General features: G+C 65.1%; 17 protein-coding genes. 9 read left to right on the top strand and 8 right to left on the bottom strand.

Going from position 1 to position 13209, the window contains the following annotated elements:
• The first annotated feature begins 486 nt into the window (after positions 1-486).
• Positions 487-789: a hypothetical protein gene (locus C8263_RS18940; protein WP_146160667.1), complete on the top strand. Its 303-nt coding sequence runs from the start codon at positions 487-489 to the stop codon at positions 787-789.
• 11 nt (positions 790-800) lie between these two features.
• The gene (locus C8263_RS12080) at positions 801-1115 is read left to right on the top strand and encodes a hypothetical protein (RefSeq protein WP_146160666.1); all 315 of its coding nucleotides are present in this window, start codon (positions 801-803) and stop codon (positions 1113-1115) included.
• A 92-nt stretch (positions 1116-1207) separates the two neighbouring features.
• Here C8263_RS12080 and C8263_RS18935 read toward each other — a convergent pair whose 3' ends face one another.
• From C8263_RS18935 to C8263_RS12065, 4 genes are all read right to left on the bottom strand, one after another.
• Positions 1208-1693 (bottom strand): ribonuclease H family protein, encoded by a 486-nt coding sequence (locus C8263_RS18935; RefSeq protein WP_146160665.1) that lies wholly within the window; start codon positions 1691-1693, stop codon positions 1208-1210.
• 164 nt (positions 1694-1857) lie between these two features.
• A complete protein-coding gene (locus tag C8263_RS12075; RefSeq protein WP_107138385.1) occupies positions 1858-3807 on the bottom strand; it encodes a GmrSD restriction endonuclease domain-containing protein in 1950 nt (649 codons plus the stop codon).
• An 89-nt stretch (positions 3808-3896) separates the two neighbouring features.
• Complete coding sequence (locus C8263_RS12070; RefSeq protein WP_107138384.1) at positions 3897-4166, bottom strand: hypothetical protein; 270 nt, start codon at positions 4164-4166, stop codon at positions 3897-3899.
• Between the two features lie 398 nt (positions 4167-4564).
• The gene (locus C8263_RS12065; protein ID WP_107138383.1) at positions 4565-5095 is read right to left on the bottom strand and encodes a hypothetical protein; all 531 of its coding nucleotides are present in this window, start codon (positions 5093-5095) and stop codon (positions 4565-4567) included.
• Positions 5096-5197: 102 nt separating this feature from the next.
• On the opposite strand from C8263_RS12065, the gene C8263_RS12060 reads away from it, so the two are divergent.
• Positions 5198-5857 (top strand): class I SAM-dependent methyltransferase, encoded by a 660-nt coding sequence (locus tag C8263_RS12060; RefSeq protein ID WP_107138382.1) that lies wholly within the window; start codon positions 5198-5200, stop codon positions 5855-5857.
• Here C8263_RS12060 and truA read toward each other — a convergent pair.
• Entirely contained in the window at positions 5827-6651 is an 825-nt protein-coding gene (gene truA, locus C8263_RS12055; protein ID WP_107138381.1) for a tRNA pseudouridine(38-40) synthase TruA, read from the bottom strand. The genes C8263_RS12060 and truA overlap by 31 nt on opposite strands.
• Before the next feature lie 66 nt (positions 6652-6717).
• Here truA and C8263_RS12050 point away from each other — a divergent pair, with 66 nt between their 5' ends.
• The 4 genes from C8263_RS12050 (at position 6718) to C8263_RS12035 (ending at position 9570) form a co-directional block, all read left to right on the top strand.
• The gene (locus C8263_RS12050) at positions 6718-7557 is read left to right on the top strand and encodes a M23 family metallopeptidase (protein ID WP_233218787.1); all 840 of its coding nucleotides are present in this window, start codon (positions 6718-6720) and stop codon (positions 7555-7557) included.
• A complete protein-coding gene (locus C8263_RS12045; RefSeq protein WP_107138380.1) occupies positions 7554-7790 on the top strand; it encodes an antibiotic biosynthesis monooxygenase family protein in 237 nt (78 codons plus the stop codon). The genes C8263_RS12050 and C8263_RS12045 overlap by 4 nt, the downstream gene beginning before the upstream one ends.
• A 155-nt stretch (positions 7791-7945) precedes the next feature.
• Positions 7946-8275, top strand: a complete 330-nt coding sequence (locus C8263_RS12040) for a PadR family transcriptional regulator (RefSeq protein ID WP_107138379.1) — start codon at positions 7946-7948, stop codon at positions 8273-8275.
• Positions 8272-9570 (top strand): permease prefix domain 1-containing protein, encoded by a 1299-nt coding sequence (locus tag C8263_RS12035; protein WP_107138378.1) that lies wholly within the window; start codon positions 8272-8274, stop codon positions 9568-9570. Before C8263_RS12040 ends, C8263_RS12035 begins: the two co-directional genes overlap by 4 nt.
• Before the next feature lie 150 nt (positions 9571-9720).
• On the opposite strand, the gene C8263_RS19305 is transcribed toward C8263_RS12035, so the two are convergent.
• A complete protein-coding gene (locus C8263_RS19305; RefSeq protein WP_158263792.1) occupies positions 9721-9876 on the bottom strand; it encodes a hypothetical protein in 156 nt (51 codons plus the stop codon).
• Positions 9877-10372: 496 nt separating this feature from the next.
• Here C8263_RS19305 and gntA point away from each other — a divergent pair, with 496 nt between their 5' ends.
• Both gntA and C8263_RS12025 read left to right on the top strand, forming a co-directional pair.
• Positions 10373-11176 (top strand): guanitoxin biosynthesis heme-dependent pre-guanitoxin N-hydroxylase GntA, encoded by an 804-nt coding sequence (gene gntA, locus C8263_RS12030; protein WP_107138377.1) that lies wholly within the window; start codon positions 10373-10375, stop codon positions 11174-11176.
• Between the two features lie 76 nt (positions 11177-11252).
• Positions 11253-11864 (top strand): DUF1989 domain-containing protein, encoded by a 612-nt coding sequence (locus tag C8263_RS12025; protein WP_107138376.1) that lies wholly within the window; start codon positions 11253-11255, stop codon positions 11862-11864.
• 16 nt (positions 11865-11880) lie between these two features.
• Here C8263_RS12025 and surE read toward each other — a convergent pair whose 3' ends face one another.
• Positions 11881-12672, bottom strand: a complete 792-nt coding sequence (gene surE / locus C8263_RS12020) for a 5'/3'-nucleotidase SurE (protein ID WP_107138375.1) — start codon at positions 12670-12672, stop codon at positions 11881-11883.
• Between the two features lie 210 nt (positions 12673-12882).
• Positions 12883-13077 carry a hypothetical protein gene (locus C8263_RS12015; protein WP_107138374.1) on the bottom strand — a complete coding sequence of 65 codons (195 nt, stop codon included), beginning with the start codon at positions 13075-13077 and terminating at the stop codon, positions 12883-12885.
• Positions 13078-13209: the final 132 nt, after the last annotated feature.

Raw genomic sequence — 13209 nt, 5'->3', positions numbered from 1 at the left:
GAGAGACCTCATGAGCGCAAAGAAGCACGCGTTACCGCCCATCCTAAACGCTGAAAAGTGGCTCTCAGACGAAAAGATTGCCATCGCAGAAGGGGCGTTGGGGGTCTTGACAACGGTCAGGCAGCACACGATTATTTATGTTCAATCGGAGATGGCGCTGGAATTGTCCCACGACGTGCCATCCGTAAGCCCCGGATAGTTTGCCGAATGGTAAGGCCGAAGCAGGACAACGTAGAGACCACCGAGTTGGGACACGGAGTGGAGAAGCGTTGATAACCCAGTAAGCGCGCCGGGCTGCCCACTACAGACCGCGATGCTGGAGTGTGAGCTGTAAAGGCTCACCGCCTGACTTCGGACAACCCCATGTCCTTTTTCCCACCTGAGACACCGGGTGCGGTTGGCGAAATTCACGCTCCTGAGCATCCTGGCGCAAGTTCATCGCCAAGAGTCCTTGGACTCGCCCTACAGATGCCGCAGGAGGAACCCATGTCCGCGCCTAATATCGATGCACTCGTCCCAGAAATCATCAATCTTCTTGGTTTGCTCGAAAGCTATCTCAAAGCTGATGAGCGAACTCTTGAAGCCGAAGTTCTTGCAACCGCACTGGCTGGAGACATCAATGCGCCCTGTCACTTTGGAGCTGAGCGCGAGGACTTGCTCATCACAAAGATGACCTGTGAAACCGTTGCAGAACTACAGAAGCAGTTGGCGCAAGTGCTGCTGGTGACGACAACGGGTACTGAGACAGCTGCCGCCGCCACAGCTCACGAAGACGTGCCCCTCTTCTGATGGCCGTCAACATGACACTGATTGACCTCCGCAACCGTCTGCGCGAGAAGCTTTCCATGTTGAATGAAGTGCAGGTCGAGGCTGAGGCTTATTTGGCTCTCAAGGACACTAGACACGACCAACTCACCCGACGCCTGGAGAAGCTAGAACGCCGAACTGACGACATCGCTAACCCTGATACGGCACGGAGCCAGAAATTGCTGGAGGCCTACGACCAACTCCTGGAACTGCACGCACGCAGCGAAGAGGAACTGGATGATTGGGAAAGCTTGGTCCTAGAGCCCCTGCGAGAAGTGCAAGAGGCCTTGTTAAAACTCGTGTCTTAACAACAGAGTGAGAGTCAGGCGCATCCTGACTCTCGTCTTCCCAAACAGCATCAGTGCTGGCGCTCCAACAGCAACCGGCAGCATTCAACCCTTCAAAATAATGGGGAGTATGGTCCAAGCTCCAGTTTCCGAAGTAGAGCGTCATGTTGGTTGAAGTGCTTCGCAACGGTAGAGCTTCTTGATGTTGTCGCGCGGTTCTTATAGAGGTGGGCATCGGCGAAGAGGACCGTCAAATCTTTGGCAAGGTCATGGAGCTGAGGCCATAAGTCTTGGTGCTCTAACGGCGAACCATCCGCTTTGAGCCACCCGTTACTAGCCCAGTTAAACCTCCAGGCCACCATTCCCAGGACGACGTACTCGTTACGGCAGTGCACAAGCACAACGTCATCTGGCCAGTGCTCTTTTGCGTACTTGAGCGCTTCAAGGAGGGCTTCAGGAAGAAGACGCATATGTGTGGCTAAGGAGGGGCTGTGAATCTGCCCTTTGCTTTCTCCTCGTTGCAGCTCTGCAATCCAGATGGGGTCGCCCCAACTCCCAGCTTTCATGTTTGCCGTTTTTAGGACGACCTCAGTGACCATGGATACCTCTGATGCTTACCGTAAGGCTTTCTCGCTCTGCACGTCAGTCTATGTCAGCAGCTTTATGATGGACTCGTTCCTGATACGTGTTGTCCGGCTCCAATTCGTGGTGGCCGTCTGGCGTCGTCGGCATGTCGCACATGGCCACCACCTGCTTCCCTCGCCTAGTTTGAACTGACAGCCGAGCCGTGCTCCACTGCCAAGACGTTCCTTTCGACGTACGCCTTAAATGAGCTTACGTCGGTGAAGTAGAGATAGCCGGCCTGGTTGACTGCTGAGTGCGTCTCATCGGTCTCGTCCAACAAGAGCGCGACTGGCTGGCTCAGACCTTCCTGAAGGCCATTAGGCCATGCGAGGTCGAGTGTGGCGAGCACCTCACCCTGTTCGGAGGTCAACTCGTATCTGGAATCTCCTTCAGGCAGTTGAAGAGCGTTCAGCCAAGCATTTACTTCGTTCAGAACATTGATTTCAGAGTCGTCAACAATAGCCCCGCCCGTAGGGAGAGAGTCCTCCGGCGTCTCTGATGGTGCAGTGATGGTGCCGCCGACCAGGCTCTTCAAGAACTTATTTGCCGCCTGTGCCAAGAGCTCGCGGCGCTTAGCCAGAAACGCTGGGTACTGGTCCAGGGACCAGAGGGCAGCATCCAGGGGCATCCAGTGCGATTCCAGGACACCTGGATGCTTCGCCTCATAGATTGGCAGGTATTCTTTGGGCAGCGCATCGGATATCTCCAGATTTGTGTCCTGAGTCAGGAACGTGAAATTCGCGAGGGCATTGACCTGCTGGCGGTTGTAGCCAGCTTTTTTGAGTTGGGCCTGCGGAAAGACATGATGAACTTGCAATTGGCTCAGATTGCCCAGCAGGGCGTTTCTTAGCTCCACACCATTGCCCCAGTCACGTGCGTGACTCACGCGAGTCATCATGTACAGCAACGGGTAGAACCGGGCACCTTTGGTGGCACCCTCAAAATCAGCCGCCTTGAGCTGCAGGTCCCCACGGTCACGTTGAAGGTCGGCAATCAGGCGGTCCAGGGCTCCATTGGGGTTGGAGATGAGGTTCAGGTCGCGGGCCAGGACACTTTCCGTTGAGCCCGCGTATCGGCCCCAGAGGAATGTATGGATGTACCAGTAGAGAAGTGCCTGCTGCTCTACGCCGTTGTTAAAGTCTTTGCCGCGCACGTGTACATACCGCGCCATCAGAGGAAAGGAGTATCGACTGCCCAGGACTTGGTCGCTGTCAAGTCCGAGGTAAGAGTTGATGAGGTTCAAGAGCCTGTTGACCGCTTTTTTTGCATCGGCCAGCCCCTGCTTGAATTGCTCCGAGGAGACGCTGGAAAGCGCCGAGAAGTACGCGTCGCCAGTCACAACTGCGTTGATAACACGCATCAACCAGTCCAGCTTGAAATGGAAGCCAGCCTTAGCCCACTCTTGAAGGGCCTTTTGCATTTCCTCTCGTGCTTCTGGCCACTCTGCGCACACTTTAGCCAGAGCAAGGTCACCACTGGACAACTTAGTTCCCCCGCTGTTGACCTTGTTGAAGATATCGACAACAACCTCAATTGTTTTGTCTTCTCCGATGATTTCTTCAATATGAATATCAATATCACCGATATTCCTTAGGCGACTGGCTCTCTCGAAATATTGAGGTGCTTTTTCGGGCATCGTGGAAAAAAGTAGACCTCCTAGGCTGCCTAGCTTCCCACCATCTACATAAAGCTCAGTGACATTCAGCCAAATAGGATTGTTCTGCATTTTTTGAGGAGCATAAAATTCAAACTCTTCAGTATCAAGGTTAAAATAGAGTCCAGTAAACGCTTTTGCATTGCCATCGAAAAACTTAGGTGGCTTCCCCCGCATGACGCCGTACAAGCTTGTCATTCGCTGCTGGCCATCTAGGAGGAGACTTACAGTGGTGCCGCTTGAAACCTGTGTCCCCCTGGTTGCGGTTGCTTCCCCTTTCGTCTTCCAGGTCAGCAATCCACCGACCGGATATCTGTAGTAGAGCGAGCGCATGAGCCCACGCACCTGGTCACGATTCCAGACATAGCCACGTTGGAACTCTGGAAGGGCCACCGTATTCATGTCTATCTGACTCAGGATGTCGGCGATTTTCATGGGTATGGCTACCATAGCCCCAATGCCTTCTGAGGGAGGCCATAAAGGTGAACAGGGCAGCCAACCTCGCTTCGGCTGCCCTCAGGTCATTAATTGCCCTGCCACCCTCCCGGCCTAACCAGGACGCCCAGTTCTGGGTACTCAACCTCCAAGGCCTCTCGGCGACTCATATGGCTCTGGAAGAGGCGCATCAGTGTCTCTCCCCCTGCTTCATCCTCATCGGCGTCCATAGCTGGGGTCAGCAGGAGGCTCAGGGCATTCAAGCTGGAGAGGAGTTGGAGATACTCTTTGCAAACCCCAGAGGGAACTTCTGTATTCAAGAGGCGAGTGCGAACGAGCTCGATATCGACGTAGTGCATATGTTCCTCCAAAGGAAAAGCCCTGACTCACCAGAGGGTGACCAGGGACGCAAAGGGATGCGTAACGAGATTTGACGTTCTATACGGGGTTTCCCACCGCAATGGGTAAACAATCTCTTGTGTGCTGTATTCTTAGGGCCCCAAAACCCGCTCTGGGATATCATTCTCACCGATATGACTGAAGCGTAGTCGTGTGCTCCAAACCGACTTTGACAGGTGCAGGAAACAGATTTATACTGTTCTGGACGGCTTTTGCGAAGGTGGTAGAGCGAACATCTGCTGAAAATCGTTGGGTCGCCGGTTCAAGTCCGGCCCTGGCCACCACAGAAAGTCCCTACCCCTCGCGGTGGGGCTTTTTGCTGTGGGGCTGGCTGGCTTGCCCTGTGAAGACCTCTGCGTCAGCGCGGCTCCACCCAGAACACGCCGCCCACCCCCACGCGGGGGCTCAGGATCAGCGGTTCGCCGTTGGCATTCAGGACCGCGCGCAGGTCGCCGCCCGGCTGATAGGCACGCAGCACCCCGTAATGCTGTTGCCGGAGGCTGAATTCCAGGCCCACCACCGGCACCCCGGCCGCAAACAGCCGCGCCAGATGCCGTTCCAGCACGGGGCCCCGGTGCACGCCCCACAGGCCCCGGGCGCGCAGGGGCAGGCCCCCCGCCGCCAGATAGCCGTTCAGGCCGCCCAGCCAGCGCCACGGCCAGGTGGCCCGCCAGCCGCCGGTCAGGGGCACGGCGAAGGCCCCCTGCCACACGGCCAGTTCCCGGGCCAGCTCATCGCGGGCGGGCAAATTCAGGCCCTGGCGCCCGGCTTGCACCCGCAGCAGGGTGGCGGCACTCAGGGCGCCGCAGCCCACCAGCCCACCGCGCCAGGGCGGCTGAAGGCCGTCTTTTGGGGGGCGGGGGCCAGGAAACACCACGGGTTCAGCCATGGGCCGAGGCTAAGTGGCGGCCCACGCGGCAGGGTGAGCGCTTCCCCCGGCTGGGCTTCATGGCGGATGTGGCCGAGCCGAAGCCGACGCTACGGTGACCCGATGACTGACCAGCCCCATTCCCGCGCGTGGTACGCCCGCCTGGCCCGTGAACGCGGCGAGTACTGCCACCCCTGGCCCCGGACCCTGGACGGCCCTGACCCAGAACTGTCCTTTGACCTGCTGCTGGCCGACCTGCTGACCCCGCAAACGCACGTGCTGGACGCCGGCTGCGGCCATGGCCCGGACGCCGCGCGCTTTGGCCCCCAGGCAGCGCGCTGGGTGGGCTACGATTTCGCCCCGGCCTTTCTGGCCCAGGCGCGGGCAAAGGCGCCGGGTGCCGAGTTTGTGGCCTGGAACGGCAAGGGGGACATTCCGGCGGCACTGGGCGGCCCCTTTGATCTGATCGTGTCGCGGCGGGGGCCCACCAGTGTCATCCTGCGCCTGCCTGAACTGGCGGCGCCCGGCGCCCGCTTTCTGTACGTGGGGCCCCGGCTGCATGTGCCGCAGGTGCCGCAGCGACTGGCCGCCGTGGGCTGGCCGGTGCTGGGCGAATGGCAGGTGAGCGTGCAGGCGCGCGTGCCCACCCGCGAGGCCTGGGCCACGCGCTGCGACTGGATGCAGGAATCCGGGCGCCTGCCTGACTGGGACCAGCAGGCCGGGCCCCAGGGCCTGCCCTACCGCGAGGAACGCTATGTGGTGCTGGCCGGGTCGCCCGGGTAAAGGGCGCCCGCAAAATACAGGCCGTCCGGCGCCACATTCGCGCCTGCCTGCGCGCGCTGGCGGCTGCGCAGAATGGCCGCCACCCCGGCCGGGTCCAGTTTGCCCTGCCCGGCCAGTAGCAGCGTGCCCACCAGCCCGCGCACCATGTGGCGCAGGAAACTCTCGCCGTGCACATGAATGGCCCAGATCCCGTCTCCGTTTGCCCCGGGGCCCGGCACCACCGTCAGGGCGCGCAGTTCGCGCACGGTCTGGCGGTCTTCCTGGGTGGCGAAGGCAGCGAAGTCGTGTGTGCCGGTCAGGGCCTGCGCGGCGGCGTTCATGGCGGCCATGTCCAGCGGCTGCGGCACATGCAGCGCCCGGCCCGCCCACAGCGGATGGCGCTGCGGCGCGCACCACAGCCGGTACACGTAGCGCCGCTCCAGGCAGGAAAACCGGGCGTGGAAGCCGGGGGGGGCCGGGGCCGCGTCCAGCACCGCCACCGTGGGGGGCAACCACGCGTTCAGGGCGCGCGCCAGCCGCGCTGGCGGCACGCGGAAGTCGGCGGGCAGGTCCACATGCACCGGCATGGCCTCGGCGTGGACGCCCGCGTCCGTGCGGCCAGCAGCGACCGGGCGAAAAGGCGCGGGCCCCAGCCGCGCAAAGGCCGCGTGCAGGGTGTCCTGCACACTGGGGGCATTGGCCTGGGCCTGCCAACCGGCGTAAGGCGCGCCGTCCCAGGCCACCGTCAGGCGCAGGCGCTGGCAGCCGTCCGGGGGCTGGAAGCGCAGAGGCGAGGTGGGGAGCGGGTGGGTCATGAGGGGCCCTGTGAAGCGCGGGCTTTCTCACGGTGCGCGGCGGGCATGAGACCTATGCTACGCGGCGTGAAGCGTTTCTTCATGGTTGGTCTGCTTCTGCTGGGCACGGTGACCAGCGCCGCGTCCTACCGCGTGAAGCCGGGTGACACCCTGGGCGGCATCGCCGCGCGCCACGGGCTGAGCCCGGCGCAACTGCAGGCCAGCAACCCCCGGCTGCGCGGCGGCGCGCTGCAGGCCGGCTGGGTGCTGACCGTGCCGGAGCGGCCCACCCCCGGGCGCCGCTACGTGGTGGCCCCGGGCGAGAACCTGAGCAGCATTGCGGCGCGCGCCGGGGTGAGCCTGGGGGCGCTGCTGCAGGCCAACCCGCAGTACCGGGGCGGGCGGGCCGTATGGGCCGGGGCCACCCTGCAGATTCCGGCGCGTGGGGGTGCGGCGCCGGTGGCCCGCCCAGCCACGGGCGGCGCCACCATCCGCACCGCCAGCACCGCCGGCGGCCGGGGCCTGTGGCTGTGGCCGGTCACGGGCCACCACAGCGTCAGCAGCGGCTACGGCGAGCGGGAACTGCTGGGCCAGCACGAGATGCATTACGGCATAGACATCAGCGCGCCGGTGGGCACGCCGGTGGTGGCGGCGCGGGCTGGCCGGGTGCTGGAGGCCCGCGCGGACTTTGCCCGGGGCTGGGGCTGGACGGTGGTGCTGGAGCACGGCGGCGGCTGGATCACCCGTTACGCCCACCTCAGCGCCACACTGGTGCGCGCCGGAGAACAGGTGGTGCAGGGCCAACTGGTGGGGCGGGTGGGCAACACCGGGCGCAGCACCGGGCCGCACCTGCATTTCGGCACCTACCTGCGCTGGGGGCCGGGCGAGAACTGGACCCCGCGCGACCCCCTGAGCTTCTATCCATGAGCGCCTGGGTGCATTACGCCGAGGGGCGCCAGGGCCTGTCCAGCCGCGCCGCCCTGCACGCCTTTCTGGAGAGCCTGCCGGGGCAACCGGGCTTTCTGGGCGCTGAATTGCTGCTCAGCCCGGCCCAGCCGGAGCTGAGTCTGGTGGCCAGCCGCTGGACCACAGAGGTGCCGCCGCTGGCCGTGCCGGCCGGGGTACGTGCCTGGACCTTTCAGGTGCTTGACCACCGCTGAGTCGGCAGCTGGGCGGGGGCAAGACAGCCTGCCTTGCCCGCAAGCTTCAGCCGGCACCTCCCTCCCCACCCGCCCTTGCTTTCCGATGATCCTCGGTTTACGATGTCAGTACATCGCCAAACGAGGTCACCCCGGTGGCCCCGAAAAGGAGCCCCATGGACGCGCAGCAACTCAAAGGCCACCTCGACCTTCTTCTCCTGGCCAGTCTGGAACATGGCCCCCGCTACGGCGGCCAGATTATTGCCGACGTGCAGGCCGCCACCGACGGGTACTTTGCCCTGCGCGAGGGCACCCTGTACCCTGCGCTGCACCGCCTGGAAAAGCAGGGCTTTCTGCGCGGCGAGTTTCAGGTGCTGCCCCGGGGCGGCAGTCCGGTAAAGGTGTACACCCTGACGCCCAGCGGCCAGACCGAACTGCGCGCCCAGCGGGAACGCTACGAGCAGTTTGCCCGCGCCGTGCGCGGCGTGATTGGCGGTCTGGCATGAGCGCCACGGACCAGTTTGTGCGCCGGGCCACGCGCGGCCTGTGGGGCCAGAAGAAACGCGACGTCCAGCAGGAACTGCGCGGCGCTGTGGAAGACAAGGTGTACCGCCACCGGCTGTGCGGCCTGAGCCCTGAAGCCGCCGAGCAGGCCGCCCTGCGCGACCTGGGCCACCCCGGCGCCATTGCCCTGGAGCTGAGCCGCGTGCACAGCCTGCCCGCCGCCGTGCGGGGCACCCTGGCCCTGGGCATTGCCGGGCTGCTGAGCCTGCAGGCCGCCGCGCAGGTGGGCACGGTGCAGGCCATCCTGGACCCCCGCATGGGCCCCGCCTGCACGCTGGAAGAACTGTATGTGCGGCTGGTGCCCGGCGCCACGGCGGCCACCGCCCAGCGGCTGCAGGCCACCCCGGCCGGGCGCGCGCAGTTGCAGGCCAGCGTGCTGGGGCGCGTAGAGCCCGCCCACGCCGCTTACCTGCGCCGCACCCTGGCGGCGCCGAACGGCGAGGCGGCGCTGGCCGAGGATTGCCGTCAGGCGCAGCCGCCCACCTACGCCGCCAATCTGCTGCGCCTGGCCGATGTCTACGCGGCCCTGCGGGCGGCCGGCGTGACGGTGACGCCCCTGGCCGATCAGCGGCAGGTCGAGTTGACCTTTCCCGGCGAGTCGCCCCGGCAGGTGCTGGACCTGTCGTACCAGACCCAGCAGGTGGGGGCCGACACCTATGTGAGCGGCGCGGCGCTGGTGTACGCCCTCAAGCAGAGCCTCACGGTCCCGCTGCAGATCACGGGGCTGCGCAACCCCACCCTGACCGTTGGCCCGGCCCGCCTGCAGCTGGGCAGTCCAGCGGCCCCGGTCCTGGCCACCGACCTGTACGCCCGGATCATGTACGACCAGCTCAGCCCGCATCTGCCCCGGGTGCCCGGTCAAATGGGCACCGCCCTGGGGGTCACGCCCGCCACCCTGACGCCCGACCCGGCTGGCCACCGCCTGCTTGTCCAGGCCCCGGACGGCGCTCTGTATGCCACCCTCAGCAACGCCGCGTTCGTGCGCAGTGCCGCCCCCAGTGGGCGCCTGTACACTCTGACCCTGAATCCTGTGCAGAATGGCCAGCTGCCGGCGCCGCTGGCCCAGGGCCAGGACACTGGCTTTGCGCGCGTGGTCAGCACCCTGCCCGAGTTGCTGTTCGCCAGCCAGCAAGGCCAGCGGGCGCTGCTCGTCTACCGCGTGAACGGCACCGACCTGCGCCAGCTGACCTTCACGCCGGTGCCTGCCGCTCAAGTGCGCGTGAACACGGCGCCGTGAGGCCAAGCCTGACGGAACGCTCCTCCTGACGGCTCTGCTGGGCCGCGTGGCGTTCGGCGGCACCCCGGACCCGGCCGCCTCTGCATAGCTGGCGCAGGTCGTGTAGACCGGCGCCCACTCCTTGCCTCACCCGAAAATTCGACCTGTGGCTCAGGGGTGGGTGACGAAATACAGAAACTCACCGGCAGCCCGTCCAGCCAGGAAAATGGCACTGGCCGCCCCGATCACCAGCAGGGGCAGCAGCAGGCGCGACAGGTGTGGGTGCTGAGCCACCAGCTCGGTATACGCCCGAAAAAAGGACCTCATGCCAGCAGCTTATACGGGACTCCGGCGAGCCGAGGGCGAGGGGGAGTGGGTGGACCCGTAGAGCTGCCCAGCAGAGCGAATGAGAGAAAAGACGGGACTCTGGCGATGGAACAGCACCCCTGCGCCCTTCCAGGCTGCTCTGGCAGCACACTTCGTGCTGGTGGGCCCTGGCCAGATCGGGCAGGCCCCCGTGGCCCCGGGCACCTCCGATCAGGCGCAGGAACGCCTGGGGGCACAGGCCGATATCCTGAGCGACCGTTGCCAGCGCGGCCTGCCCTAGCCGGCGCAGCGCACCCCGCCTTCGGCCTTGCCCAACTTCTCAGCTTCCTCAGCGCCACCCCTGGCGGTCCAGAGCAGCGCTTGAGGCAGACTTGGCCGGGCATTTAGACGTCGCCCAGATTCGGGTATTTCTTCCTGATGGCCGCCCCCGGCCTCCCTAGGGTGACCTCCTGACGGCGCACGGCGCGCCCTGTGACTGCCCCAGGAGGCCACCCCCATGACCCAGCTTCTTTCCCGCCAGCCGGTTCGGCGGCCCCCCTCTTCCCCTTTTGCCAGCAGCTACCACCTGATCTGCAGCGGCGAGCCCCAGCCCACCGGCGGCCCCGTCACCCCAGAGGTCCAGGCGCGGCACACGGCGCTGCGAGAGGCCGTGCTGGCCCCCAGCTTTTCCTGTGTGGCGGCGCGCGCCTCAGTGAACACCAGCTGCTACGCACTGGGCTGCTACGGCGACCTGACCGAGGCGGCCACCACCGCCGCCCTGGCCCAGGATCTGGCGCGGTTCGTGACTGACCAGGACCGCATGGGGTCGGACTTTACCAGCATGATTGCCACCTTCGGCGGGGCCCCGGAGTCCGAGGAAGCGTTTGAAGCCCAGCTGTGGGCGCTGCTGCGCGCCCTGCACCGCCTGGACACGGCGCCCTACAGCCCCGAGGTCAGCGCTGATCCGCGTGACCCCCGTTTTGGCTTTTCGTTTGCAGGGCGGGCCTTTTTCATCATTGGCCTGCACCCAGGCAGCAGCCGCATGGCCCGCACCCTGCCGTTTCCGGCGCTGGTGTTCAACGCCCACCGTCAGTTTCAGGCGCTGCGCGATTCCGGCCGCTACGGGCGAATGCAGGAGACCATCCGCGCGCGTGAACTGAAACTGCAGGGCAGCCTCAACCCCAACTTGGCCAACCACGGCGAGGTCACGGAGGCCCGGCAGTATTCCGGCCGCGCCGTGGAGGCCGACTGGACCGCGCCCTTTCCCCAGGCTCCGCAAGCCCAGGCACCGAAGGGCCGCTGCCCGTTCGGCCACAGTTGAGCTTCGCCGTGACCCAGGCAGCCCCGACTGTCGCCGCGCACGCCGTCACGGGCGAGCAGCCGGATAGGCTAGGGCCATGACCGTTTCCACCCAGCGTATTCCCCCCCAGACTGGCGCCGGTTTTGAACTGCGGCGCGGCGACGTACTGGTGGTCATTGACCCACAGGGCGAACAGGTGGCCGACCTGATGGCCTTTGCCGCCGAGGGCCGCGAGGAATGGCTGTCCTCAGGGCGCACCTTTGACTACAACGAAACCATCTACCTGACCACCGGGCATGTGCTGTACAGCAACCGCAGCCGCCCCATGTTCACCCTGCTGCGCGACGATGTGGGCCAGCACGACTTTCTGTTGACCCCGTGCTCCACCGAGACCTTCGAGATCCTGTACCCGCCCGGCACCGCCGAGGGGCACCCCAGCTGCTTTGGCAATCTGGTGGCGGCCTTCGCGCCCTACGGCATTGCCCCGGACCAGATTCCCACCACGCTGAACATCTTCATGAACGTGCGCGTGGACGAGCGCGGGCGCGTGGTGATCGCCCCGCCCCTGTCGCGCGCCGGGCAACGCCTGGAACTGCGCGCCGAGATGGACCTTGTGGTGGGCCTGACCGCCTGCTCGGCCGAGGGCAGCAACAACGGCACCTTCAAGCCCATTGACTACCAGATCATCAGAGGCCAGGACCGGGGGTAAAGCCAATCCCTGTACCTCACTTCAGGTCCGGCAGATACCCCTGCACCTCGGCCAGCAGGTCGCGCGCGGTCAGGTCAATGCGCACCGGGGACACGCTGATGTACCCCGCCTGCACCGCGCCGTAGTCGGTGGTCTCGTCGTGGGCATCGGCGGCGCGGCTGGTGCCCGCCACCCAGTGGTAATCGCGGCCCTCGGGGTCGGCGCGCGTGACGATGGTGTCTTCCCAGCGGTGTTCGCCCACCCGCGTGACCCGCACGCCGCGCGGGGTGCCGTGGGGAAAATTCACGTTCAGCAGCGTGCGTGGCGGCAGCCCCCGCGCCAGTACCGCCTGGGCCAGCCGCGCGGCGTAGGCGGCGCTGGCCTGGAAATCGTACTCGCCGCCGGGGGTGGCCTGCTGGCTGAAGGCAATGGCGGGCAGGCCCAGGGTCATGCCCTCAATGGCCGCCGCCACGGTGCCGGAATGGGTCAGGTCGTCGCCCAGGTTGGGACCCAGATTGATGCCGCTGACCACCAGGTCGGGCCGCCCGGTCAGGTGGGCGCCCAGCACCACGCAGTCGGCGGGCGTGCCGTCCACCCGGTAGGCGGGGATCTCACCAAAGCCAGCGGCGGCCGTGTGCTTGAAGCGCAGCGGGCGGCGAATGGTGATGCCGTGGCCCACAGCGCTCTGTTCCACGTCTGGCGCACTTACAATCACGTGGGCAAAGGTGGCCATGGCCTGGCCCAGGGCCTTGATGCCGGGGCTGAAAATGCCGTCGTCGTTGGCCACCAGCACGGTCTGGCGGCCTGGAATTCGCGGAGAGTCGTCCATGCCGCAGGCTAGAGCATGGCGGGGCCCGGCGGCCTCCACCGAACCGCTGGGGGAACAGGCGCAGCGGTCCGGGCGGCCCCAGGGCCAAGGGTTTCGCCGCTCCCCTTGTACCGGTTCAGAAGAGTGCCGAAAGGCTGCCATTCCCGGTACGGCGCATCGTTTTCACCGCTCGCCTGATCTACAGCTCAACAGCGAGCGACTGTAAGAGGCTCAGGAAATCAGGCGTGGCCGGTTCAGCGCCGCGTCGTGCAGCAGCAGAACGTAGCCCGCACTGTCGGGTGCCAAGCGCCCGGCTGCGTGCAGCGCGCGCAGGGTGGGCAGGTGAAACCAGCCGCCGTGCTCATCCTGAATCAGATCCTGGTGGGTAAAAGAAACAGCGGTCAGAGACTTGCCCGAGCCATCCATACGTACTCCCCCGGCCCCGCATGCGAACATGAAGGTCTTTTTAAGTAACCAACATTATTCACATCCCTTCTCTCTGAACTCTGACACCCCTCTACACAGCCCGCCACGCAGCGGAAACGGGTGCCAGGGGCC

The organism is Deinococcus arcticus (assembly GCF_003028415.1).
In the GTDB taxonomy this organism is placed as follows: Bacteria; Deinococcota; Deinococci; order Deinococcales; family Deinococcaceae; genus Deinococcus; species Deinococcus arcticus.
This window is presented reverse-complemented; position numbering and strand designations above follow the sequence as displayed.